Origin of the sequence: Chitinivorax sp. PXF-14, from assembly GCF_040812015.1 — a bacterium.
GTDB lineage: Bacteria > Pseudomonadota > Gammaproteobacteria > Burkholderiales > SCOH01 > JBFNXJ01.
In genome coordinates this window covers 84,168-108,798 of record NZ_JBFNXJ010000005.1, presented here as the reverse complement: position 1 = coordinate 108,798, position 24,631 = coordinate 84,168, and the positions used below count along the sequence as shown (strand labels likewise).

Annotated in this window: 25 protein-coding genes and 1 pseudogene; 22 read left to right on the top strand and 4 right to left on the bottom strand. The window is 61.4% G+C overall.

All coding sequences use genetic code 11. The features are described 5' to 3' along the window. The first annotated feature begins 181 nt into the window (after nt 1-181). From gyrA to ABWL39_RS08200, 7 genes are all read left to right on the top strand, one after another. A complete protein-coding gene (gene gyrA / locus ABWL39_RS08230) occupies nt 182-2,785 on the top strand; it encodes a DNA gyrase subunit A (RefSeq protein WP_367788932.1) in 2,604 nt (867 codons plus the stop codon). A gap of 108 nt (nt 2,786-2,893) precedes the next feature. Further along, nucleotides 2,894-3,223, top strand: coding sequence for a ComEA family DNA-binding protein (locus tag ABWL39_RS08225; RefSeq protein ID WP_367788930.1), 330 nt, complete (start codon nt 2,894-2,896; stop codon nt 3,221-3,223). A gap of 238 nt (nt 3,224-3,461) precedes the next feature. Next, the gene (pepP, locus tag ABWL39_RS08220) at nt 3,462-4,766 is read left to right on the top strand and encodes a Xaa-Pro aminopeptidase (RefSeq protein ID WP_367788928.1); all 1,305 of its coding nucleotides are present in this window, start codon (nt 3,462-3,464) and stop codon (nt 4,764-4,766) included. A gap of 30 nt (nt 4,767-4,796) precedes the next feature. Continuing rightward, entirely contained in the window at nt 4,797-5,981 is a 1,185-nt protein-coding gene (locus ABWL39_RS08215; protein WP_367788926.1) for an FAD-dependent monooxygenase, read from the top strand. Beyond that, the gene (locus tag ABWL39_RS08210) at nt 5,978-7,147 is read left to right on the top strand and encodes a UbiH/UbiF family hydroxylase (RefSeq protein WP_367788924.1); all 1,170 of its coding nucleotides are present in this window, start codon (nt 5,978-5,980) and stop codon (nt 7,145-7,147) included. The genes ABWL39_RS08215 and ABWL39_RS08210 overlap by 4 nt, the downstream gene beginning before the upstream one ends. A gap of 10 nt (nt 7,148-7,157) precedes the next feature. Next, the gene (locus ABWL39_RS08205) at nt 7,158-7,940 is read left to right on the top strand and encodes a DsbC family protein (protein WP_367788922.1); all 783 of its coding nucleotides are present in this window, start codon (nt 7,158-7,160) and stop codon (nt 7,938-7,940) included. A 19-nt stretch (nt 7,941-7,959) separates the two neighbouring features. Then, nucleotides 7,960-8,766: a TonB family protein gene (locus tag ABWL39_RS08200; RefSeq protein WP_367788920.1), complete on the top strand. Its 807-nt coding sequence runs from the start codon at nt 7,960-7,962 to the stop codon at nt 8,764-8,766. Here the strand turns inward: ABWL39_RS08200 and ABWL39_RS08195 are convergent. Then, nucleotides 8,702-9,742 (bottom strand): NADP(H)-dependent aldo-keto reductase, encoded by a 1,041-nt coding sequence (locus ABWL39_RS08195; RefSeq protein WP_367788918.1) that lies wholly within the window; start codon nt 9,740-9,742, stop codon nt 8,702-8,704. The genes ABWL39_RS08200 and ABWL39_RS08195 overlap by 65 nt on opposite strands. A gap of 110 nt (nt 9,743-9,852) precedes the next feature. On the opposite strand from ABWL39_RS08195, the gene ABWL39_RS08190 reads away from it, so the two are divergent. Then, nucleotides 9,853-10,989 (top strand): MalY/PatB family protein, encoded by a 1,137-nt coding sequence (locus ABWL39_RS08190; protein WP_367788916.1) that lies wholly within the window; start codon nt 9,853-9,855, stop codon nt 10,987-10,989. Between the two features lie 7 nt (nt 10,990-10,996). Here the strand turns inward: ABWL39_RS08190 and ABWL39_RS08185 are convergent, their stop codons facing one another. Beyond that, entirely contained in the window at nt 10,997-12,199 is a 1,203-nt protein-coding gene (locus ABWL39_RS08185; protein WP_367788914.1) for an ammonium transporter, read from the bottom strand. 222 nt (nt 12,200-12,421) lie between these two features. After that, nucleotides 12,422-12,952: an inorganic diphosphatase gene (gene ppa / locus ABWL39_RS08180; RefSeq protein WP_367788912.1), complete on the bottom strand. Its 531-nt coding sequence runs from the start codon at nt 12,950-12,952 to the stop codon at nt 12,422-12,424. Between the two features lie 170 nt (nt 12,953-13,122). On the opposite strand from ppa, the gene coq7 reads away from it, so the two are divergent. After that, complete coding sequence (coq7, locus tag ABWL39_RS08175; RefSeq protein WP_367788910.1) at nt 13,123-13,749, top strand: 2-polyprenyl-3-methyl-6-methoxy-1,4-benzoquinone monooxygenase; 627 nt, start codon at nt 13,123-13,125, stop codon at nt 13,747-13,749. 80 nt (nt 13,750-13,829) lie between these two features. Here the strand turns inward: coq7 and ABWL39_RS08170 are convergent, their stop codons facing one another. Then, the gene (locus ABWL39_RS08170) at nt 13,830-14,246 is read right to left on the bottom strand and encodes an OsmC family protein (protein WP_367788908.1); all 417 of its coding nucleotides are present in this window, start codon (nt 14,244-14,246) and stop codon (nt 13,830-13,832) included. A 458-nt stretch (nt 14,247-14,704) separates the two neighbouring features. Between ABWL39_RS08170 and rplM the strand changes: the two genes are divergently transcribed. From rplM to asd, 13 genes and pseudogenes are all read left to right on the top strand, one after another. After that, nucleotides 14,705-15,133, top strand: coding sequence for a 50S ribosomal protein L13 (gene rplM, locus ABWL39_RS08165; RefSeq protein WP_367788906.1), 429 nt, complete (start codon nt 14,705-14,707; stop codon nt 15,131-15,133). A gap of 12 nt (nt 15,134-15,145) precedes the next feature. Continuing rightward, entirely contained in the window at nt 15,146-15,538 is a 393-nt protein-coding gene (rpsI, locus tag ABWL39_RS08160; protein WP_367788904.1) for a 30S ribosomal protein S9, read from the top strand. 133 nt (nt 15,539-15,671) lie between these two features. Beyond that, a complete protein-coding gene (gene argC, locus ABWL39_RS08155) occupies nt 15,672-16,700 on the top strand; it encodes an N-acetyl-gamma-glutamyl-phosphate reductase (RefSeq protein ID WP_367788901.1) in 1,029 nt (342 codons plus the stop codon). Nucleotides 16,701-16,824: 124 nt separating this feature from the next. Continuing rightward, complete coding sequence (erpA, locus tag ABWL39_RS08150; protein WP_367788898.1) at nt 16,825-17,175, top strand: iron-sulfur cluster insertion protein ErpA; 351 nt, start codon at nt 16,825-16,827, stop codon at nt 17,173-17,175. 108 nt (nt 17,176-17,283) lie between these two features. Then, nucleotides 17,284-17,952: a glutathione S-transferase family protein gene (locus tag ABWL39_RS08145; RefSeq protein ID WP_367788896.1), complete on the top strand. Its 669-nt coding sequence runs from the start codon at nt 17,284-17,286 to the stop codon at nt 17,950-17,952. A 3-nt stretch (nt 17,953-17,955) separates the two neighbouring features. Then, on the top strand, nt 17,956-18,561 hold the full coding sequence (locus ABWL39_RS08140; RefSeq protein WP_367788894.1) for a thermonuclease family protein: 606 nt from the start codon (nt 17,956-17,958) through the stop codon (nt 18,559-18,561). Next, a pseudogene (locus tag ABWL39_RS08135) lies at nt 18,558-19,727 on the top strand (MFS transporter). Before ABWL39_RS08140 ends, ABWL39_RS08135 begins: the two are co-directional and overlap by 4 nt. A 134-nt stretch (nt 19,728-19,861) precedes the next feature. Further along, nucleotides 19,862-21,271 carry a 3-isopropylmalate dehydratase large subunit gene (gene leuC, locus ABWL39_RS08130; protein ID WP_367788892.1) on the top strand — a complete coding sequence of 470 codons (1,410 nt, stop codon included), beginning with the start codon at nt 19,862-19,864 and terminating at the stop codon, nt 21,269-21,271. Between the two features lie 10 nt (nt 21,272-21,281). Further along, nucleotides 21,282-21,413 (top strand): entericidin A/B family lipoprotein, encoded by a 132-nt coding sequence (locus tag ABWL39_RS08125; protein ID WP_367788890.1) that lies wholly within the window; start codon nt 21,282-21,284, stop codon nt 21,411-21,413. 4 nt (nt 21,414-21,417) lie between these two features. Continuing rightward, nucleotides 21,418-22,056: a 3-isopropylmalate dehydratase small subunit gene (gene leuD, locus ABWL39_RS08120; RefSeq protein WP_367788888.1), complete on the top strand. Its 639-nt coding sequence runs from the start codon at nt 21,418-21,420 to the stop codon at nt 22,054-22,056. A gap of 10 nt (nt 22,057-22,066) precedes the next feature. Then, complete coding sequence (locus ABWL39_RS08115) at nt 22,067-22,357, top strand: hypothetical protein (protein ID WP_367788886.1); 291 nt, start codon at nt 22,067-22,069, stop codon at nt 22,355-22,357. Nucleotides 22,358-22,402: 45 nt separating this feature from the next. Next, nucleotides 22,403-23,467 (top strand): 3-isopropylmalate dehydrogenase, encoded by a 1,065-nt coding sequence (gene leuB, locus ABWL39_RS08110; RefSeq protein WP_367788884.1) that lies wholly within the window; start codon nt 22,403-22,405, stop codon nt 23,465-23,467. A gap of 39 nt (nt 23,468-23,506) precedes the next feature. Further along, entirely contained in the window at nt 23,507-24,613 is a 1,107-nt protein-coding gene (gene asd / locus ABWL39_RS08105; RefSeq protein WP_367788882.1) for an aspartate-semialdehyde dehydrogenase, read from the top strand. Nucleotides 24,614-24,631: the final 18 nt, after the last annotated feature.

The following is a 24,631-nucleotide window of genomic DNA, read 5'->3' as shown; positions in this document are numbered from 1 at the left end:
TAAGGATAGCTGCAAAGCCCGAAGCATACCAAACGGAATGTGGCTGGAATGTGAAACCGGGCCGCAACTGTTGTTTTTTTGCAAAACCCGCTGCCCGCGCGACCTAGCGCGGTTTGGTCGGGAAGCGACCGGCATGCTAAAATTGACGCTATTTTTTCGTTGCAGGCCACCAGAATTCTAAATGGAACAGTTCGCCAAAGAAACGATCCCCGTCAGCCTCGAAGAAGAGATGCGCAAGAGCTACCTCGATTACGCCATGAGCGTGATCGTCGGCCGCGCGCTACCTGATGTACGGGATGGTTTGAAACCGGTTCACCGCCGTGTGTTGTTCGCGATGCACGAATCCAGCAATTTCTGGAACCGTCCTTATGTGAAATGTGCGCGTATCGTCGGCGAAGTGATGGGTAAATACCACCCGCACGGCGACAGCGCGATCTACGACACGCTGGTGCGTATGGCGCAGGATTTCAGCCTGCGCTACCCGCTCATCGATGGCCAGGGCAACTTCGGCTCGATCGACGGCGACAATGCCGCCGCGATGCGTTACACCGAGTGCCGTCTCGAAAAGATCTCGACCGAACTGATGGCCGACATCGACAAGGAAACCGTCGATTTCGGGCCCAACTACGACGGCAAGGAACTCGAGCCGCTGGTGCTGCCCACCCGGCTGCCCAACCTCTTGATCAACGGTAGCTCCGGTATCGCGGTCGGCATGGCCACCAACGTACCGCCGCACAACCTCAACGAAGTGATCGATGGCTGCCTTGCCTTGCTGCGCAATTCGGACATCACGCTCGACGAGTTGATCGACATCATCCCGGCACCAGACTTCCCGACGGCTGGCATCATCTATGGCATCAGCGGCGTGCGCGAAGGCTATCGCACCGGCCGTGGCCGCGTGGTGATGCGCGCCCGCACCCACTTCGAAGAGGTCAGCAAGGACAAGCAGGCGATCATCGTCGACGAGCTGCCCTATCAGGTCAACAAGAAGACCTTGCTGGAGAAGATCGCCGAGCTCGTGCGCGACAAGTCCATCGAGGGCATCTCGGACCTGCGCGACGAGTCGGACAAATCCGGCATGCGCGTCTATATCGAGCTCAAGCGCGGCGAAATGCCCGAGGTAGTGCTCAACAACCTGTTCAAGCAGACCGAGCTGCAATGCACCTTCGGCATGAATATGGTGGCGCTGGTCGACGGCCAGCCGCGCCTGTTGAACCTGAAGCAGATCCTCGAGTGCTTCCTGCGCCATCGCCGCGAAGTGGTGACGCGCCGCACGGTGTTCGAGCTGAAAAAGGCGCGCGAGCGTGCCCACATCCTGGAAGGCCTGGCGGTTGCACTGTCCAACGTTGACGAGGTGATCGCGCTGATCAAGGCCTCGCCGACCCCGCCTGAAGCCAAGCTCGCGCTGATGTCGCGCGAATGGCGCTCGGCGCTCGTCGAAGACATGCTGGCGCGCGTTGCCGGCGATTCGGCCCGGCCCGAGTGGCTGTCGCCCGAGTTTGGCCTCAAGGCCAACGGCTACAGGCTGTCCGATACGCAGGCCCAGGCCATTCTCGACATGCGTCTGCAACGCCTGACCGGCCTGGAACAGGACAAGCTGCAGGCCGAATACCGCGAAGTGATGGACCGTATCGTCGACCTGCTCGACATCCTCTCCAAGCCCGAGCGCGTCACGCAGATCATCGCCGACGAGCTGGCCGAGACCAAGCAGCAGTTCGGTGATGCGCGCCGCTCGGAAATCATCCCGTTCGGCGAGGACATCAGCCTCGAAGACCTGATCACGCCGCAGGACATGGTGGTCACCCTGTCGCACGGCGGTTACATGAAGGCGCAGCCGCTCGACGACTACCGCGCGCAACGGCGCGGCGGCCGCGGCAAGCAGGCGGCTGCGACGAAGGAAGACGATTTCATCGACAACCTGTTCATCGCCAACACGCACGATTACGTGCTGTGCTTCTCCAGCCTGGGCCGCGTCTACTGGGTCAAGGTCTACGAAGTGCCGCAGGGCGGGCGCGCCTCGCGCGGCAAGCCCATCGTCAACGTGCTGCCGCTGCAGGACGGGGAGAAGATCAACGCGATTCTGCCGGTCAAGGAATTCACCGACGACCACTATATCTTCTTCGCCACGAGCTTCGGCACGGTGAAGAAGACGCCACTGTCCGATTTCTCGCGCCCGCTGAAACGCGGCATCATCGCCGTCGACCTGGACGAAGGCGATCACCTGATCGGCGTCGCCATCACCAACGGCAACAGCCAGATCATGCTGTGCTCGGATGAAGGCAAGGCGGTGCGTTTCGACGAGGATGAAGTCCGCGCCATGGGCCGTGGCGCCCGCGGCGTGCGCGGCATGCGCCTGCCCGATGGTGCTCAGGTCATCTCGCTGATGGTGGTGCCGAACGACGAGCTCTACGTGCTGGCCGCGACCGAAAATGGCTATGGCAAGCGCACGCTGGTGTCCGAGTACCGCCACTCGGGCCGTGGCACGCAAGGCGTGATCGCGATCGACACCTCGGAGCGCAACGGCAAGCTGGTCGCTGCGACGCTGGTCGAAGACCGCGACGAGGTGATGCTGATCACCACCGGCGGTGTGCTGATCCGTACCGGTGTCGCGGAAATCCGCGCTACTGGCCGCGCTGCGCAAGGTGTGCGGCTGATCAACCTGGACGAAGGCGAAACGCTTTCCGGCCTGGAAAAGGTCATCGAGAGCGATGGGGATGATGAGGACGGCGACTCGTGTGTCGATGCCGCCGATGACTCCCAGGCCGCCGGCGGAGACGACGAGTAAGCAGAAGGTTCAGCCTGATGACAGGCTGAACCTTGCATTCTGCGGGGGGCTTATCTAGGCTGATTCTCGGAACATTCTTGTTTCGTTTGCCCCACAAGGAGTGATTGAATGAAAAGAATTCTGCTTGCTCTCACCATGGCTTTGGCATTTGCCACCTCGGCATTCGCCGCGGTCGACCTGAATACCGCCAATCAGCAGCAGCTCGAGGCGCTGAAGGGAATCGGGCCAGGCAAGGCCAAGGCCATCATCGACTATCGCAGCAAGAATGGCCCATTCAAGACGCCGGAAGACCTGATGAAGGTGCCCGGCATCAAGGAAGGCACGTTCAGCAAGATCAAGGCCGACGTGTCGGTCGGGGGCAAGACAGCCGCACCGGCTGCCAAGCCTGCGGCCAAACCGGCAGCGCCGGCAGCCGTGCCGGGCGACAAAAAGAAGTAGGCTCGACGGCGAGCCATCTGCAAAAACCGGCGGAATCCGCCGGTTTTTTGTTGGGTAATCGCCACGTTGCGGCCACTGAGCCCGGGGGCTGCGGCTGGATCGCCGGTAAAATATTGCGGATCGCTGGCGGATAGGGCTCGCCGTGATCCCATATAATGGCGTACTTGGCGGGCCTGCCCTTGATTGCACTGGAAGGCACCCGCCAGCGCCAATGAATAGCCAAGATCGACCAGAGAGCATGCTCACCATTGCCCCGCACATTGCCCGCCGCGCCAGGCTGGCCGGCTTGATCGGACAGGGCGTGGCGGTTGTTGCCACCGCGCCGGAGCAGGTGCGTAACGCCGACAACCACTTTCCGTTCCGTTACGACAGCACCTTCCACTACCTGACGGCGTTTCCCGAGCCTGAGGCCGTGCTGGTGCTGATGGCCGGCGAATCGCCGCGCAGCATCCTGTTTTGCCGCGAAAAGGACATGGAACGCGAGATCTGGGACGGCTTCCGCCACGGCCCCGATGCGGCGAAATCGTTGTTTGGCTTCGACGAGGCCTATCCGATCGCCAGGCTCGACGAGCTGATGCCGTCGCTGCTGGAGAACCAACCGTCGCTGTACAGCCTGCTTGGCGACGATGTGCGCTGGGATGCGCGCCTGATCGGCTGGGTCAATACGGTGCGCGGGCGGGCACGAAGCGGTGTAAGCGCACCCGAGCAGTTCGCCGACTTGCGGCGTCTGGTCGGCAATATGCGCCTGTTCAAGGATGAGCACGAGCTCGCATTGATGCGCCGTGCCGCCGAGATTTCACGCGATGCCCACATGCGGGCCATGCGCACCACCCGGCCCGGCATGTTCGAATACCAGATCGAGGCCGAACTGCTGCACGAGTTTTGCCGTCAGGGCAGCCGCTCGCCGGCCTATGGCAGCATCGTCGCCGGTGGTGCCAATGCCTGCGTGCTGCATTATGGTGACAATCATGCCGTGCTGGCGGACGGCGACCTGCTACTGATCGACGCTGGCTGCGAATACGCGGGCTACGCCAGCGACATCACCCGCACCTTTCCGGTCAACGGGCGCTTCAGCGGGCCGCAGCGGGCCGCCTATGAGATTGTGCTGGCCGCGCAGGAAGCGGCCATCGAGGCCTGCCGCCCGGGCCAGCACTGGAACCAGCCGCACGATGCCGCTGTCCGAGTGCTGGTGCAGGGCATGCTGGACCTCAAGTTGCTGTCCGGTACCGTCGATGGCGTGATCGAGTCGGAAGCCTACCGGCAGTTCTACATGCATCGCACCGGGCACTGGATCGGCATGGACGTCCATGATGTCGGCGATTACAAGCAAAGCGGTGCCTGGCGGGTATTCGAGCCGGGCATGGCGTTGACGGTGGAGCCCGGCCTCTATATTCGTCCAGCCGACGGCGTGCCCGAGGCATACTGGAATATCGGTATTCGCATCGAAGACGATGTGGTGATCACCGCGCAGGGCTGCGACAACCTGACCGCCGCCACACCCAAGCGGGTGGACGACATCGAAGCCCTGATGCTCGGCCACTGAGGCCGATACCTTTCTCAAGCTGATGGTTCAATGATGATTTCCTCGCTAGCACGACTTCCCGAACATCTCGATATCGCCATCGTCGGCGGTGGCCCGGTTGGCGCGGCACTGGCTCTCGCCCTATGCGACAGCGGCCTCGCAGTGGCGGTGCTCGAAGCACGCAGCGAGCCGGTCGGCGCCGACCCGCGCGGGCTGGCCTTGTCCTACGGCAGTATCGACGCCCTGGACAAGCTCGGCGTCTGGCGCCAGATCGGTGATGGCACGGCGATCGAAACCGTGCACGTGTCGCAGCGCGATGGGTTCGGCCATGCCACCCTGAGCTGTGATGAGCTGCGGCTGCCGGCCCTGGGCTATGTGGTCAATTACAGCAGCCTGGCCCGCGCCTGCGAGCAGGCCTTGCAGGATGGCCCCTGCCACTACGTCACTGGTGTCGCACTCGACGAGATCAAGCTCTTGTCCGGGTATGCAGCCCTACGCGTGCGGCAGGGTGGCGAGGTACGCCTGCTGACGGCGGGCCTGGTCGTGGTGGCCGATGGCGGCAAGGGGCTGACCCAACTGCCCGGCATTGAACGGCGTGAGCACGACTACGGCCAGCATGCCATCGTCTGCAATGTGCGAAGCGACAAGCCGCATCGTGGCGTGGCCTACGAGCGCTTCGATGTGGATGGCCCGATGGCGCTGCTGCCGCATGGCGACGGCTTTGCTCTGGTATGGACGCGAGACAGCGCCGTCGCGCCGGAATGGCTTGCTCTGACGGACGAGGTATTCATCGAGCGCTTGCAGCAGGCATTTGGTGACCGGGCAGGGCGCTTTGTCGGCGCCGGCCCGCGTGTGGCTTTCCCGTTGGCGCTGAAGCGCCTGGTACAGCCGGTCACCACCCGTACGGCGTTGATCGGCAACGCGGCCCAGGTGCTGCATCCGGTTGCCGGGCAGGGCGCCAATCTCGGGCTGCGCGACGCGCTGGATCTGGCGCTGGAGATCAAGGCGTGCCCACGCGGCGAAATCGGTAATAGCGACATGCTGCAGCGTTATCAGCGCCGCCGCGCGCGCGATGTGACGGCAACCACCGCCTTTACCGATAGTCTGATCAAGCTGTTCGGTTTGCACGGCTCCTTGCTGAGCACTGCGCGTGGGACAGGCTTGGTGGCGCTCGATCTGCTGCCGGCGGCACGCAGGCGGTTTACCCAACATATGGTGTTTGGCAGCGGAAAATGACCTCCTACGACCTCATTATCGTCGGCGCCGGCCTGGTCGGCGCCAGTCTGGCGGCCGCTCTGCGTGACAGTGGCCGTCGCATCGCCTTGCTGGAGGGGCGACCACCACAGCCCTTGCCGCAGGACGACAGCTGGGATGTGCGCATCTATGCGATCAGCCCAGGCAGTCGCCGTTTTCTGACCGATATCGGCGCCTGGCAGCATATGGATGCGGGCCGGCTATGCGCCGTCGAACGCATGCGGGTGGCGGGCGATCGCCGGTCTTCGGTGCTCGAATTCAGCGCGGATGAAATTCGTACAGAGGAGCTTGCTTGCATCCTCGAAAACCGCCTGTTGCAGGCCGCCCTGTGGCAGTCGGTGCAGGGCTGCGACGCCATCGACGTGATCGCGCCGGCAGAGCCGACCGCCTTGCAGCTCGACGATGACGCCGCGCGCCTGACGCTGGCCGACGGCCGCGTGCTGAGCGCGCCGCTCGTGGTCGGTGCGGATGGCGCCAACTCCTGGGTGCGCCAGCAAGCCGGCATCGGCGCCGCACCACGGCTGTACCGGCAGAAGGGGGTCGTCGCCAATTTCGCAACCGAGCAGCCGCACGACGGCGTTGCCCGGCAGTGGTTCTTTCCCGACGGCATTCTGGCGTGGCTGCCCTTGCCCGGTCGGCGCGTGTCCATGGTGTGGTCGACCTGGGATGAACAGGCGGATGCGCTGCTCACGCTGGATGCCGCGACGCTGTGCGAGCGTGTGGCCGAGGCTGGCGAACATGCGCTTGGCCGGCTCGAGCTGATCACACCGGCAGCGGCCTTCCCGCTGCGCCTGCTGCATCTGGAGCGTATCGCCAGCCATCGTCTCGCGCTGATCGGCGATGCTGCCCATAATGTGCATCCGCTTGCCGGGCAGGGCGTCAATCTTGGCTTTCAGGATGCCCGTGAACTGGCGCGTGTGCTGGGTGAGGCGCCGGCCGGCAGCGATATCGGCGAGCACCTGCTGCTGCGTCGCTACGAGCGTGCGCGCAAGGAAGACATCGTGGCCATGCAGGCCGTCACGGACGGCTTGCAGCGCCTCTTCAACAACGACAACAAGCTGCTGGCCTGGCTACGCAATACCGGGCTCGCGTTCACCGATAAGCTGGGGCCGATAAAGCATGCCCTGGTCCGCCATGCCCTGGGATAAAGGAATATTCATGACGTTTTCCACTCGATTCAGCCGTGTCAGCGCCGTTGCGGCCTTGACACTGTCGCTTTCTGCCTGCCTGTTGAACGATACCAATGCCGCCGGCGCGGCTGACGCGAAGGACGGCAAGCTGGTCACTGCTGATGTGCAGAAAAAGCTCCTGGTCAATTTTCCCAACGCCAAGGTGGTCAGCATTTCGCCGACGCCGCTTGCCGGTTTGTTCGAGGTTGTGCTGAACAAGAAGGACATCGTCTATGTCGACCGCGAAGCACGTTACCTATTTGACGGTGACATGGTCGATCTGAAATCCCGCAGGAGCCTGACCGAGGCCCGTGTCGCCGAACTCAGCAAGATCGACTTCGCCAGCCTGCCGCTCGATCGTGCGATCAAGGTGGTGAAGGGCAATGGCTCGCGCAAGATGGTGGTGTTCTCCGACCCCGATTGCCCGTTCTGCAAGCGGCTGGAGCAGCAGAGCCTGAAGGACGTGACCGATGTTACGATCTACACCTTGCTGTATCCCTTGGCGCAGTTGCACCCCGATGCGCCACACAAGTCGGCGCTGATCTGGTGTGCGCCGGATCGTGCCAAGGCATGGACGGACTTCATGCTCGACGGCAAGCTGCCCGCGAACGATGGCAAGTGCGACACGCCACTCGCGGAGATTGCCGAACTCGGCGCACGCAACGGTATCAGCGGCACGCCAGGCATCGTGTTCTCGAACGGCAAACTGGTGCCCGGTGCGGTCCCGCGCGAGCAGATCGAGGCGGAGCTCAAGGCTGCGGAAGGCAAGTAAGCCAACCCTGAGCTGACTCATGGCGCCGAGTGGCCAGCCCGTAGCGGAACAACGATGGAATGTGCGCCAGCTGATGCGCTTGGCCATCGCGCTGGTGCTGGCCCTGGCCTTGCATATATTTGTCGTGTTCGGGCTGGCGGTGTACGGCGAGGGCGCGCCGCGCCAGCATGATGTGGTGCTCAATCTGCGTCTTGCCAAGCCGCGCCCTGCGCCGACGAAGCTGCCCGCGCCTGCGCCCGTACCGAAGATTGTGACGCAGAGCACCTCTGCCGTGCATGTCGAGGCACCGTTGCCGCCGCAAGCCGACCCAGGCAGCCCGCCTGCCGAGCCCCCGGCACCCGCGACTGCGCCGGATTCGGACGCACCCGCCAGCCATAGCGCGAACGCGTCGCCACTGCCCTGGCTGCCGAGCCTTGGTGTGATCGAGGCGCCCGATCTCAACTACTATCCGCCCACCGAGCTCGATCAGCTGGCCAAACCGCTGGGCGAGATCACCCCCTACATTCCGCTTGCCGAGGCACAGTCGGCGCCCGATGGCAGGGCGCTGCTGCTGTTGCTGATCGATGAAACCGGGCAGGTGGACGAGGTGCAGCTGCTCGAATCCGACCCGCCTGGCCTGATGGACGACGCGGGGCTCGCTGTCTGGCGCAACGCGCGCTTCACCCCGGCGATGAAGGATGGCAAGTATGTGCGCAGCCGCAAGAAGATCGAGATCACCTTCGGCGACGGTGTCGCCAAGCCGCCGATCGTGACGTTGCCCGCTACTGTGCCGGGTTCGAATAACGCTGGTGGATCGTCTCAATGGCAGAAACGACGGGATCGCTGAGCGCCAGCGACAGGCTGTCGATATTCTCTTTGAGCTGGCCCAGGCTGGTAGCGCCGACGATATTGCTGGCGACGAACCAGCGCGAATTGACGAAAGCCAGCGCCATCTGCGCCGGGCTCAGCCCGTGCTCGCGGGCAAGTGCCACGTATTCCCGCACGGCCTCGCTCACGCCAGGTTTCTGGTAACGCCCGCCAAAGCGCGGAAAGCGCGTCATGCGGCCATCTGCCGCCGGGTCGTCGAGGTATTTTCCCGACAGCAGGCCGAAGGCCAGGGGGCTGTAGGCGAGCAGGCCCACTCGCTCCATGTGGCAGGTTTCCGCCAGCCCCATCTCGAAGCTGCGGTTCAGCAGGCTGTAGGCGTTCTGGATGCTGACCACGCGAGGCAGGCCGTAGTCCTCGGCGAGCCGGATGAATTGACAGACTCCCCACGAGGTTTCATTGCTGACGCCGATGTGCCGCAGCTTGCCTTCTTCCACTAGCCGGGATAGCGCCTCCAGCTGCTCCCGGATCGCCGGCGCCGGGCGCTCGAGCCGCGGATCGTAGCCGACCTGGCCGAACATCGGAACATAGCGCGCGGGCCAGTGGATTTGGTAAAGATCGATGTAATCGGTGCGCAGGCGGCGCAGGCTGCCTTCCACCGCCTCGCGAATCTGGGCCCCGTCGAGTGCGATCGGGCGGCCCTGGCGCAGCCATTCCAGGCCGCGCGCAGGGCCTGCGACCTTGGTCGCGAGCACGAGCTTGCTGCGATCCTGACGCGCGAGCCAGCTGCCGATGCAGGATTCCGTCCGTCCCTGGGTCTCGGCACGCGTTGGCACCGGGTACATTTCCGCCGCATCGATGAAATTGACACCCCGCCCAATGGCGTAGTCGAGCTGCGAGTGCGCCTCCTGCTCGGTATTCTGTTCACCCCAGGTCATGCTGCCGAGGCAAATCTTCGACACGGTAAGCGCGTTCTCGCCCAAACTGACATACTGCATGTGAATCCTCTCCCTGTTTGATCGCCGGCGTTGGCAACCCCAGCATAGTCTGCCTGCGATGACGGGGGTTATCAAACGTCTCTCCCTCCCGATGATGATCAGGACGCGACATGACCTTCGACTTTGACGATGCACCTGACCGCCGCGCCGGCGACAGCGTGAAATGGAATAAATATGGCTCCGACGACGTCATCCCGATGTGGGTGGCCGACATGGATTTCCGTTCTCCGCCGGCAGTGGTGGAGGCGCTGGCCAAACGCGTCGAGCAAGGCGTATTCGGCTATTCGGCACCGCTGCCGGCACTGGCGGATGCCATTTGCACCTATCTTGCCCAGCGTCACGGCTGGCAGATCAGCCCGGACTGGATCGTCTGGCTGCCGGGTTTGGTCAGCGGGCTCAACGTGGTATGCCGCGCGGTGGGGCAGCCAGGCGACGCTGTGATGACGGCGATCCCGGTGTACCCACCGTTCCGCAGCGCGCCCAAACTCTCGGGGCGGCGAGTCATCGAGGTCGCGTTGAAGCAGGAGGGGAGCCATTGGGGCTGGAATTGGCCGGCCATGGAGGCTGCCGTGACGGCGGATACCCGCCTGCTCCTGCTATGCAGCCCACACAACCCGGTGGGCCGGGTCTGGACACGGCAGGAGCTGATGGAGATCAGCGCCTTCTGCGAGCGTCACGATCTGGTGATCTGCTCGGACGAGATTCATTGTGATCTGGCGCTCGACGAGGCGGGCCCTCATCTGCCGACCGCAGCGCTGTCCGCCGATATTGCCAATCGCACCATCACGCTGATGGCGCCGAGCAAGACCTGGAATGTCGCCGGGCTCGGTTGCGCATTTGCCATCATCCCCGATGCCCGGCTACGACATCAGGTCGAGGTGGCTGCGCGCGGCATCGTGCCGCATATCAATCTGCTTGGCTACGTGGCCGCCGAGGCCGCCTACCGCCATGGCGAACCCTGGCGCCTGGCGTTGATCGACTATCTGCGGGGCAATCGCGACATGGTGATGAGCGAGCTCGACGGCTACCGGGGAGTGAGCGTTTCCCCCGTGCAGGCGACCTACCTGGCGTGGATCGACGTCCGGGCGCTGGCGCTGGCTCATCCGTGCAAGTATTTCGAGGAGGCCGGGGTGGGGCTGTCGGACGGGGCTGATTTTGGCATGCCGGGCTTCCTACGCCTCAATTTCGGCTGCGCCAGGCCATTGCTGGAAGAAGGAATCGCCCGCTTCCGCCGGGCGATTCCTTGAGTGCCGCTTACCAGCTGGTTTCGCGCTCTGGTGTCGCGGATATCTTGTGGATGCTGAGGTCGGCGCCGTTGAATTCCTCTTCCGCATCGAGGCGGATGCCGACCGTGGCCTTGAGCGTGCCGTAGACCACAAAACCGCCGACCAGCGCCACGCTGATGCCAAGCAGGGTGCCGATCACTTGTGGCATCAGCGCCACACCGCCCATGCCACCGAGCGATTCCAGGCCGAAGATGCCTGCAGCGATGCCGCCCCACGCGCCGCACAGGCCGTGCAAAGGCCAAACACCGAGTACGTCGTCGATCTTCCAGCGGTTCTGGGTCACCGTGAACATTGCCACGAACAGCGCGCCGGCCATGCCGCCCACAAATAGCGCACCAATCGGGTGCATCAGGTCCGAGCCGGCACACACAGCAACCAGGCCGGCCAGCGGGCCGTTATGGATGAAGCCGGGGTCGTTCTTGCCCATCCAGGTCGCGACGAGCGTGCCGCCGATCATGGCCATCAGCGAGTTGATGGCGACGAGGCCGGAGATGTTCTCGAGCTTTTGCGCGCTCATCACGTTGAAGCCGAACCAGCCGACGATCAGAATCCAGGCGCCGAGCGCCAGGAAGGGAATACTCGACGGCGGGTGGGCCGAGATCGCACCATCCTTGTGATAGCGGCCGCGGCGGGCACCCAGCAGCAGCACGGCCGGCAGGGCGATCCAGCCGCCGACGGCGTGCACCACCACGGAGCCCGCGAAGTCGTGGAATTCGGCGCCGAACGTGGCCTTCAGCCAGCCCTGTACACCGTAATGCTGATTCCAGGCGATGCCTTCGAAGAAGGGATAGACGAAGCCAACCAGCAGGAAGGTAGCGATCGACTGCGGGTGGAACTTGGCGCGCTCGGCAATGCCGCCCGAAATGATGGCGGGAATGGCGGCGGCAAAGGTCAGCAGGAAGAAGAACTTGACCAGCTCGTAACCGCTTTTCGCCGCAAGGACCTTGGCACCGCTGAAGAAATCCACGCCGTAGGCCACCGCGTAGCCGACGAAGAAGTAGGCGATGCCGGAAACGGCGAAGTCAGTCAGGATTTTGACCAGTGCGTTGACCTGGTTCTTCTTGCGTACCGTGCCCAACTCGAGGAAGGCGAAGCCAGCATGCATCGCCAGGATGAAGATGGCGCCGAGCAGGATGAAGAGTACGTCGGCACCGTTTTGAAGCTTGTCCATGGGTTTATCTCACCAAAAGGGTGCGAAATAAAAAGCAAAACATGTTCCAGATGAAATATGACACTGATTTGAAACGAAAATATCCAAATTCGGTGCAATTATGGCTGGCGCATCAGCCCTAAAATGGTGCGAGTTGATGGTGTAGCGCTTGTTTTTGGTGCGAAAAAAGGGCCGAGAATCGGCCCTTTGGTTTCCGAACCCGGCATGGCTGCCGGATCAGATTTACGCCTTTTCGTAGCGTGCCACGCCAGCAACGATTTCCTGCTTGGCTGCCTCGGCGTCCGCCCAGCCTTGAACCTTGACCCACTTGCCCTTTTCCAGATCCTTGTAGTGCTCGAAGAAGTGAGCGATCTGGGACAGCAGCAGTTCCGGCAGGTCGTCGGTCGACTTGATGTCCTTGTACATCGGGCACAGCTTCTCGACCGGCACGGCAACCAGCTTGGCATCAACGCCGGCTTCGTCTTCCATCTTCAGCATGCCCAGCGCGCGGCAACGTACAACCACACCGATCTGAAGCGGGAAGGGCGTCACCACCAGCACGTCGACCGGATCGCCATCTTCCGACAGGGTGTTGGGCACATAGCCGTAGTTGCAGGGGTAGAACATGGCGGTGCCCATGAAGCGGTCCACGAACATGGCGCCGGTTTCCTTGTCCAGTTCGTACTTGATCGGCGAGCTGTTGGCTGGGATTTCGACGACAACGTTGAAATCGTTGGGAACGTCTTTGCCGGCGGGTACGCGGTCGAGAATCATGTGACTACTCCGAGTGAAGAGGTGAACAAAGACCGCCATTATAAAATGAAACCGCGCAGCACTGCTGATCGTCTCCGCTGTTGCCTTTCCTGCCGTGTTCTGGCGCGGCCTGGCGGAGTGAGCCATGGTAGAATGCGGGGCATCTCCCAATGAATGTGTGCCCGATCTTCATGCTGAATCTCGACCAATTGATCGTCCATTTCGACAAGGGGCTGCGTACCTTGCTGGCGCCGGCCCATAGCGTGCGCAAGCATCCGGATGAAGACGTGCCCGAGGCCGAGATGAGTGACTCGGACAAGCGGCATGCCGCAGCGCTGATGCGCATCAACCATGTGGGCGAAGTCTGCGCGCAGGCGCTTTACCAAGGGCAGGCGCTGACGGCACGCAACACGCAGGCGCGAGAGGCGCTTGAACACGCTGCCTGGGAAGAAATCGAGCACCTCGCCTGGACCGAGCGCCGTATCGATGAGCTGGGCGGGCGCCGCAGCCTGCTCAACCCGCTATGGTACACCGGGTCGTTGGCCATTGGCGTGGCCGCCGGGGTGGTGGGGGATCGCTGGAACCTGGGTTTTCTGGCCGAGACCGAGCGCCAGGTATGTCGCCATCTTGACGAACATCTGGGCAAGCTGCCTCCCGATGATGCCAAGAGCCGTGCCGTCCTCGCTCAGATGCGCGATGACGAGGCCCTGCACGCGACAACGGCCGTCAAGCACGGTGCGGCCGAGTTGCCGTTTCCGATCAGAATGGCGATGAAGCTGTCGTCGAAGGTGATGACCAGCACCGCTTACTGGATATGACCCGCAGGGCAGGCGTGCCCGACTGAAGTGCAAAGAAAAAGCGTCGCATCCGCGACGCTTTTTTCATACCCGCGGGATTCTCAGGCCTCGACTAGCTCGAAGTCGTGCGTGATATCCGCCGTTTTGCCCAGCATGATCGATGCCGAGCAGTATTTTTCCGCCGACAGGTCGATCGCGCGCTTCACCGCGTCAGGCTTGAGGCCCTTGCCGGTCACGACAAAGTGGAAGTGAATCTTGGTGAAGATTTTCGGGTCGGTCTCGGCGCGCTCGGCCTGGATTTCAACCACGCAGTCCCGCACGTCCTGGCGACCCTTCTTTAGAATGTGGATCACGTCGTAAGTCGTGCAACCGCCAGTCCCCAGCAGCACCATTTCCATCGGGCGTGGTCCGAGGTTGCGCCCCCCGCCTTCCGGCGGGCCATCCATCAATACCGCGTGCCCGCTCCCCGTTTCGCCCAGAAAGCTGACGTCCTCAACCCACTTGATTCTTGCCTTCACCTGCGTGCTCCTTGTGTCGGTATCCAGTGCGGCGATTGTATAGCGAAAGGGAATGGTGGGCACCTGCCAAGAAAAATTGTGCAGTTGCACAATAAATTTACACTGCGATGCACAAAAATGCTTGCGCGATTTTATGAAATCCGTATAATTGGCTCAACACTAAGACGTTACACGCAATGTGTGTTTTGGTGTTGTCTCCTCCATCCTCCTTCTTTGGTGGAATTTGGCGCAATCCACAAGGTTGCGCCTCTTTTTTTATCTCTCTGGGGCGTGGAGGAGGGGTTAACGCAAGTGACCTGCGTAGGTTGCGCTGCAACATACGAGATGTGCGACGCAATAAACCCCCTGTAATTTCATCGGGTTGGGATTATTGCGCGTATCGCATTTGTTTGACGTCTCGTCTGTTCTGGCTTACACTCCGCAACTTTCTCAAATTCAAGCTACTTGGAATCAATTAGATGAAGACCTTTTCCGCCAAGCCGCATGAGGTGAAACGCGACTGGTTCGTCGTGGACGCCACCGACAAGGTGCTCGGCCGCCTGGCAGCCGAAATTGCCCGCCGTCTGCGCGGCAAGCATAAAGCTGAATACACCCCGCACGTTGATACCGGTGACTACATCGTCGTCGTCAACGTCGAAAAGCTGCGCGTCACCGGCGCGAAGTTCGAAGACAAAATCTACTACCGTCACTCTGGCTACCCCGGTGGTATCTACCAGCGCACTTTCCGCGAAATGCAGGAAAACTTCCCGGAGCGCACGCTGGAAAAGGCCGTCAAGGGCATGCTGCCGAAGGGCCCGCTGGGCTACGCGATGCTGAAGAAGCTGAAGGTGTACGCTGGCGGCGAACATCCGCACACTGCACAACAGCCCAAAGTTCTGGACATCTAAGGAATCAGCATCATGATCGGTAAATACAACTACGGTACCGGCCGTCGCAAGAGCGCTGTTGCTCGTGTGTTCCTGGCTGCTGGCAAGGGCCAAATCATCGTCAACGGCAAGCCGCTGGACGAGTACTTCTCGCGCGAAACTGGCCGCATGATCGTGCGTCAGCCGCTCGAGCTGACCAACAACACCGAATCGTTCGACATCAAGGTCAACGTTACCGGTGGTGGTGAAAATGGTCAGGCCGGCGCGGTTCGCCACGGTATCGCCCGTGCGCTGGTTGACTACGATGAAGCGCTGAAGCCCGCCCTGCGCAAGGCTGGCCTGATCACCCGCGACGCTCGTGAAGTTGAGCGTAAGAAGGTTGGTCTGCGTGGTGCACGTCGCCGCAAGCAATTCTCGAAGCGTTAATCGTTTCGGATTGCCCGCAAAAAGCCGCCCTTGGGCGGCTTTTTGTATTCTGCTGGAGCGGCTGCGACATGGCCTCGTTGTGATGTCATGTTATGATTGTGCGCTGCACACAAAGTCTTCTGGAGGGTAGTCCGTGATCAAGGTTGGGATTGTTGGCGGTACGGGGTATACGGGTGTCGAGCTGATTCGTTTGTTGGCCAAGCATCCCAATGTGCAACTGACCGCGATTACCTCGCGCAAGGAAGACGGCATGCCCGTGGCCGAGATGTTCCCGAGCCTGCGCGGCTGGGTTGATCTGGTCTTCTCGGATCCGGCCAGGGCGGATCTCAAGGGCTGCGACGTGGTGTTCTTTGCCACACCGAATGGTATCGCGATGTCCCAGGCCCGCGAGTTGCTCGATGCCGGCGTCAAGGTCGTCGATCTGGCTGCCGACTACCGGATCAAGGATGTGCCGACCTGGGAAAAATGGTATGGCATGCAGCACGCTAGCCCCGAATTGGTGGCCGAGGCTGTGTATGGCCTGCCTGAACTCAATCGTGAGCAGATTCGTGGCGCGCGTCTGATTGCCAATCCTGGCTGCTATCCAACGGCCGTTCAGCTTGGCTTTCTGCCGCTGATCGAAGCGGGTGTCGTCGATACCGCCAACCTGATCGCCGATAGCAAGTCCGGCGTCAGCGGCGCGGGGCGCAAGGCCGAGGTGCATACCCTGTTTGCCGAAGCCGGCGACAATTTCAAGGCCTACGGTGTGGGTGGCCATCGCCATTTGCCCGAAATCCGGCAGGGGCTGGCGCGAGTGGCGGGGGGCGACGTCGGCTTGACCTTTGTGCCTCACCTGACGCCGTTGATTCGTGGCATCCATGCGACGCTCTATGCCCGTTTGACACGGGACATCGACCTGCAGGCGCTCTACGAGCAGCGCTATGCCAAGGAGGCCTTCGTTGACGTGCTGCCGGCGGGCAGCCATCCGGAGACCCGTTCGGTACGTGGCGCCAACCTTTGTCGTATTGCCGTGCATCGTCCGCAGGGCGGCGATACTGTCGTGGTGTTGTCGGTGATCGACAATCTGGTCAAGGGGGCTGCCGGCCAGGCAGTGCAGAACATGAACATCCTGTTCGGGCTCGATGAGCGGCTTGGTCTCGATGTTGTACCCTTGCTGCCATAACGGAACAACTTCGCCGGGTACGGGTCACATTGCTGGTGGCCGGGAAAAACCCTAGGCCGTGGTGGATTGAAATCGCTGCATAAGCGGCGGATAATGAAAAACGATTTTGTTCAGGAGTTTAGATATGAGTGCCGTTGCCGAGATGCCGAGCCCACTGGTGTTTACCGACAGTGCTGCAGCGAAGGTTAAGGATCTGATTATCGAAGAGGGTAATCCCGAGTTGAAGCTGCGCGTGTTTGTGACGGGCGGCGGTTGCTCCGGTTTTCAATACGGTTTCACCTTCGATGAAATCGTCAATGAAGACGATACCGCGCTGGAAAAGGAAGGCGTGATGCTGCTGATCGATCCGATGAGCTACCAGTACCTGGTTGGTGCCGAGATCGATTACACCGAAGGGATTGAAGGCTCGCAGTTCGTGATCCGCAATCCCAACGCGAATTCCACCTGCGGCTGTGGTTCGTCATTCTCTGCTTGATTGCCGCACGCCAGACAAACCGCCAGCATGATTGCTGGCGGTTTTTTCTTGCCTGAACGGAAAGCTCGACGAGTCTGCCTTGTCCTTATTGAGAAACGGATAGCGAAGATGATTGATCTCTATACTGCCGCAACACCGAATGGCCACAAGGCCTCCATCATGCTCGAGGAAGTGGGCTTGTCCTATACCGTGCACGCGTTGCAGCTGGGCTTGCTCGAGCAAAAACAGCCCTGGTTTCTGGAGATCAATCCGAATGGCCGGATTCCGGCCATCGTGGACCGGCAGAATGGCGACTTTGCCGTGTTCGAGTCAGGGGCCATCCTGATTTATCTGGCGGAGAAAGCGGGGCAGCTCATGCCCGCTGAGGCCAGGCAGCGCTCCATTGCGCTGCAATGGCTGATGTTCCAGATCGGAGGGGTCGGCCCGATGCAGGGGCAGGCCAATGTATTTTTCCGTTATGCACCCGAGCCCATTCCCTATGCCATTGAACGCTACCAGAAGGAAACCCGCCGGCTCTACGAGGTGCTCGAACGCCGTCTGACGGTAGTGGAGTACCTCGCCGGCGACTATTCGATTGCCGATATCGCCACCTTTCCCTGGGTGCGCTCTCACGCCTGGGCTGGCGTGGGTATCGAAGGCCTGCCGAATCTGGCGCGCTGGCTGGCCGCCATCGAGGCGAGGCCAGCGGTGCAGCGTGGCCTTGCCGTGCCGGTCAGGCGGGATCTGCCGGCTGGCGATGATGCGGCGCTGGTTGCCTCGGTAAGGAAGATGCTGTAGATCATGCCAGCCATTGATTTCAACGGACGCAAGTTTGCGCCCCTGGGCTGGCTGCTAGCGCTTGCTCTGCTGATGCTGGCTTGTCATGCCGGTGCCAGGCCGGTCGAGTGGGTCGAAGGAACGGTCGTCGCCGTTGCCGATGGCGACACAGTGACGGTGCTCGATGCTGAGCAGGTGCAGCACAAGATACGTCTGGCATTCATCGATGCGCCGGAAAAACACCAGGCCTTTGGCCAACGCGCCAAGCAGGCACTTGCCGACAGAGTGTTCCGGCAGCCGGTGCGGGTGGAGGTCGTCGACAAGGATCGCTACGGGCGTAGCGTCGGGCGTATCTGGTTGCAGGACACCGACATCAACCTGGCCCAGCTGGCAGATGGTTATGCCTGGCATTACCAGCAATATGCGCGCAGAGGCCAGTCGAAATCTGATTTCGCGCGTTACCAGGAGGCTGAAAAGTCCGCTCGCGAGCAAGGGCTGGGCCTGTGGTCGGACGCCGATCCGGTGCCGCCCTGGTTGTATCGCCATCCTGGAATGGCTGGCCGCCAGCCGAATCTAGACGCCCAACCCACGCCGATTGCACCCCTGCCTGACACGGGCGATGCGCCATGAACGAGGCGGCTCGGGCCGGCGGGCGAATGCCTGCCGCCTACCGTCTGGCTGGCTTCTACTTTGCTTACTTCTCGTTCAACGGCATTTTTTCCGCCTATTGGGGGCTTTATCTGAAAGCCCTGTCGTTTGCCGCCTGGCAAATTGGCGTGTTGATGTCTTTGCAGCAGATCATGCGCATTGTCGGCCCCAATCTGTGGGGCTGGCTTGCCGACCGCATTGGCCGCCGTGCTGCGATCATCCGCTTTGTTGGCCTGGCGAGTGTCGTCAGTTTCGTTGGCGTCTTGATCGACCAGCGCTTTGGCTGGTAGCTGCCGTCGTTGGCGCTGATGAGTTTTTTCTGGAGCGGAAGCCTGCCGCTGGTGGAGGCGACGACGCTGACGCTGCTCGACAAGCACACCCATCGATACGGCAGGATCAGGCTGTGGGGGTCCATCGGTTTCATCGTGGCCGCCCTGGGGATGGGGTATCTGCTGGAGTGGACCGGCATCCGCGCCTTGCCCTGGTTCATCCTGTCGACAATGATGGCGATCGCCTTGTATGGCTGGTTTATCCCTGATGTCGAGATGGCCGGCCGCCATGAGGAGGCTGGACCCCTATGGGATGTGCTGCGCCAGCCGGCCGTCATCGCCTTGTTTCTGGCCTGTTTCTTCATGGCGCTGGCGCACGGCCCCTATTACTCGTTCTTCTCGATCTATCTGGAAGAGGGCGGCCATGGCAAGCGTGCCATCGGCTATCTATGGTCGATTGGCGTGATTGCCGAAGTGGTCGCCTTTCTGGTCATGCCCCGCCTGGCGGCCATCCTGGGCTGGCGAAGGCTGTTCCTGATCGGGCTGGCGTTGGCCGTGCTCCGTTTTCTGCTGATTGCCTGGGTGGCCGCATCGTTGTCGTGCCTGGTTTTTGCCCAGTTGCTGCATGCGGCTACGTTTGGCAGTCACCATGCCGCGTCGATGGCATTCATCCATCGCTTCTTTACCGGGCGACATCAGGCTCGTGGCCAGGCGCTTTACATCTGTGCCTCGTTCGGCCTCGGCGGCAGCCTCGGTGGGCTTGCTGCGGGCGCGTTGTGGCGGCTCTCGGGCGGGACACTCATCTACGGCCTGTCTTCCCTTGCGGCCATGCTTGGCTTGCTGATTGCATGGCGATGGCTGCGGGTTGTCGACAATTAGGTGTCAGATTTTGGATCGATATTGGCCTGATTGGCAAAGATATTGCAGAGCAACAAAAATTCGTTTTTTGATGCCGCCCGGCAATAAATCTGTGTGTATAATCGAATGCTCACCCTCTGAAATCGTCACGTAATATGGCCGGAACCACCCTCTACGACAAACTCTGGCAAAGCCACGTCGTGCATGAAGAAGCCGACGGCACGGTCTTGCTCTATATCGATCGTCACCTCGTTCACGAAGTCACCAGCCCGCAGGCTTTCGAAGGCCTCAAGCTGGCCGGGCGCAAGCCCTGGCGGATTGCTTCCATCGTCGCCACTGCCGATCACAATACGCCAACCGATCATTGGGACGAAGGCATCAAGGATCCGATTTCGCGTCAGCAGGTGGAAACACTCGACGCGAACATCAAGGAATTTGGTGCGCTGGCCTATTTCCCCTTCAAGCATCAGAAGCAGGGCATCGTCCACGTCGTCGGCCCGGAAAACGGTGCCACGCTGCCCGGCATGACCGTCGTCTGCGGCGACAGCCATACGTCCACCCACGGCGCATTTGGCTGCCTGGCTCACGGCATCGGCACGTCCGAGGTTGAGCATGTGATGGCGACGCAGACACTCGTTGCCAAGAAGTCCAAGTCCATGCTGGTCCGCGTCGATGGCAAGCTTGGCCAGGGCGTCACCGCCAAGGATGTGGCGCTTGCCATCATCGGCAGGATTGGCACTGCCGGCGGTACCGGCTATGCCATCGAATTCGGCGGCAGCGCGATCTGCAGTCTGTCGATGGAAGGCCGCATGACCCTGTGCAATATGGCTATCGAAGGAGGCGCTCGCGCCGGTATGGTCGCCGTCGATCAGACCACGATCGACTACGTGCAGGGTCGGCAGTTTGCGCCGACAGGCGAGAATTGGGACAAGGCTGTCGCTTACTGGCGCACCTTGGTATCGGATGCCGATGCGCAATTCGATACGGTCGTGGAATTGAAGGCGGAAGACATCAAGCCACAAGTCACCTGGGGCACCTCGCCCGAAATGGTGGTGACCGTGGACGGGATCGTGCCGGACCCGGCCAAGGAAGCGGATCCGGTCAAGAAGGGCAGTATCGAGCGCGCGCTCAAGTACATGGGGCTCGACGCCAACACCAGGATTACCGATATTCCGGTCGACAAGGTGTTCATCGGCTCCTGTACCAACTCCCGTATCGAGGATTTGCGTGCAGCCGCCGACATTGCGCGGGGGCGCAAGAAAGCTGCCAACGTCAAGGCGGTGCTCGTGGTACCTGGCTCGGGGCTAGTCAAGGCTCAGGCCGAGGCGGAAGGCCTGGACAAGGTGTTTGTCGAGGCGGGCTTCGAATGGCGTGAGCCCGGTTGCTCGATGTGCCTGGCCATGAACGCGGATCGTCTCGAGCCTGGGGAACGTTGTGCCTCGACTTCGAATCGAAACTTTGAGGGACGGCAAGGGCAGGGGGGGCGTACCCACCTGGTGAGCCCTGCCATGGCTGCTGCTGCAGCCATTGCCGGCCATTTCGTGGACGTTCGTAGTTTCGCCTGAGGAGCCCGCCATGAAGAAACTCTTTGTGCTCGTTTTTGCACTTGTGTTTGCCTCTTTTCTGAGCGCCTGCAACACCGTTCATGGTTTCGGCAAGGACGTTGAGAAGGTCGGCGAGAAGATCAGCAACGCATCCAACAAGTAAAGCCATGCAGAAATTTACCTTACTCAACGGCTTGGTCTGCCCACTCGACCGTGCCAATGTCGACACCGACGCCATCATCCCGAAGCAGTTCTTGAAGTCGATCAAGCGCTCGGGGTTCGGCCCCAACCTGTTCGACGAGTGGCGTTATCTGGACCACGGCGAGCCTGGCATGGACAACAGCCAGCGCCCGCTCAACCAGGATTTCGTGCTCAACTTCCCGCGCTATCGTGGTGCTCAGGTGCTGTTGGCCCGGGAAAACTTCGGTTGTGGCAGTTCGCGTGAACACGCGCCTTGGGCGCTGGAGGACTACGGCTTCCGCGTGGTGATCGCACCGAGCTTTGCTGATATCTTCTTCAACAACTGTTACAAGAATGGCTTGTTGCCCGTGGTGCTGGCGTCCGAGGCGGTCGACCAACTGTTCCAGGAGTGCGGTGCCCAGTCTGGTTATGCCCTGCAGGTCGATCTCGAGAAGCAGACGGTCACAACGCCTTCTGGTGCATCCTTTGGGTTCGACATCACCGCGCATCGCAAGCATTGCATGCTCAATGGCCTCGACGAAATCGGCCTGACCTTGGCGCACGCCGACAAGATCAAGGCTTACGAAGCCGCCCTGCGCCAATCCCAGCCCTGGCTGTTTGCCTAGTGGAGCAGGCATGTCGACGGCCAGGCATCGCGTTATCGGCCTGCTGAAGAGACATGCCGGGCTAGCGTTTTGCGTCATGGGCATGGCCTTTGTCGGCTTTGCGATGGCTTCTTACAATCTGGTCAGCCTGCTGGCGGCCAATCTCGCGCTGTTCTGGCAACATGGCTGGCTCGTCGTGCAGGACGGCGCACTGAGGCAGTTGTTTGAGCTGGCCGTTTCGGGGTACTTGGCATTGGCCTTTTACCTGGTGGTCAAGGCGTGCGAGAAGATTCTGGTCGAAAAGCTGACCTCGCAAGATTGAATGGAATCAAGGCGGCAGCCGCCGCAAACGGATAGATTGGAACATATGAAGATTGCAGTGTTGCCGGGTGACGGCATTGGTCCGGAAATCGTCGCACAGGCGGTACGCGTACTCGAACGCCTGAAGGCGGATGGCCTGGACATCGAGATGGAGCAAGCCCCCATCGGTGGGGCTGGCTACGATGCGTACGGTGATCCGCTGCCCGATTCCACGCTGAAGCTGGCCAGGGAGGCGGATGCCGTACTGCTCGGCGCCGTTGGCGGCCCGAAGTACGACACGCTGGATCGCCCGCTGCGCCCCGAGCGCGGCCTGTTGCGCATCCGCAAGGAGCTGAACCTGTTCGGCAACCTGCGTCCGGCCATCCTGTATCCGGAGTTGGCGGGTGCGTCCACGTTGAAGCCGGAAGTCGTATCCGGCCTCGACATCATGATCGTGCGCGAGCTGACCGGCGACATCTACTTCGGCCAGCCACGCGGCATCCGCACCAACGACAAGGGTGAGCGCGAAGGCTTCAACACGATGCTCTACAGCGAATCCGAGATTCGCCGCATCGGCCACGTCGCCTTCCGCATCGCACAAAAGCGCAACAAGAAGCTGTGCTCGGTTGACAAGGCCAACGTGCTCGAATGCACCGAGTTCTGGAAAGAAGTCATGACCGACATCGCCAAGGAATACCCGGATGTCGAGCTCAGCCACATGTACGTGGACAATGCCGCGATGCAGCTGGTGCGTGCGCCGAAGCAATTCGATGTGATCGTTACCGGCAACATCTTCGGCGACATCCTGTCCGACGAAGCCTCGATGTTGACCGGCTCCATCGGCATGCTGCCGTCGGCCTCGCTGGACGAGAACAACAAGGGTCTGTACGAGCCGTGCCACGGTTCCGCTCCCGACATCGCCGGCAAGAATATCGCCAACCCATTGGCCACGATCCTGTCTGCCGCCATGATGCTGCGCTATACCTTCAACCGCGAAACTGAAGCGCAGCGTATCGAAACTGCCGTGAAGAAAGTCCTGGCGCAGGGGTACCGCACGGCCGACATTTTCGAAGCCGGCACCGAGAAGGTTTCCACCGTTGGCATGGGTGACGCCGTGCTTGCGGCGATGTAAAGTATTGATCTGATTGAGTAACGTTTAAGGAAGGTAATCATGCGAGTAGGTTTGGTCGGTTGGCGTGGGATGGTTGGCTCCGTGCTGATGCAGCGGATGCGTGAAGAGAAGGACTTCGACCTGATCGATCCGATTTTCTTCACGACCTCGAATGTCGGTGGCAAAGGCCCCGACATCGGTAAGGACGTGCCGGCACTGACAGACGCCAAGAGCATCGACGAACTGAAAGCGATGGACGTGATCATCACCTGCCAGGGGGGCGACTACACGACCGAGATTCACCCGAAACTGCGTGCAGCCGGCTGGACTGGCTACTGGATCGATGCCGCCTCGACACTGCGCATGGAAGCCGGTGCCGAGATCATCCTCGATCCGGTCAACCAGAACGTCATCGACGGCGCACTGGCCAAGGGCGGCAAGGACTTCATCGGCGGTAATTGCACCAACAGCCTGTTACTGATGGGGGTGGGTGGCCTGTTCAAGGCGGGGCTGGTCGATTGGGTCAGCTCGATGACATATCAAGCTGCATCCGGCGCTGGCGCTCAAAACATGCGCGAACTGATCTCGCAAATGGGCGCGGCGCATGCGTCGGTTGCTCATCTGCTGGGGAACCCGTCGTCAGCCATCCTCGAAATCGACCGCCGCCTGGCCGAGACTATGCGTTCGGATGCCTTTCCGACCGAGCAATTCGGCGTGCCGTTGGCTGGCAGCCTGATCCCGTGGATCGACAAACAACTCGACAACGGCCAATCCAAGGAAGAATGGAAGGGCCAGGCCGAGGTGAACAAGATCTTGGGCACCGACAAGACCATCCCGGTTGACGGCCTGTGCGTGCGTATCGGCGCCATGCGTTGCCACAGCCTGGCTCTGACCCTGAAGCTGAACAAGGATCTGCCGCTGGCCGAGATCGAAGAGCTGATCAAGAACGGCAACCAGTGGGTCAAGTTCGTGCCGAATCAGCGCGAGATTTCGATGAAGGAACTGACGCCGACTGCCATCACTGGCGGTTTGCAAGTAGCCGTTGGCCGTGTTCGCAAGCTGAACATGGGGCCGGAATATGTCAGCGCCTTCGTGTGCGGCGACCAACTGCTGTGGGGCGCGGCAGAACCGTTGCGCCGCATGCTGCGGATATTGCTGGCCCGCTGAGCACAGGGGCAGTCAAAA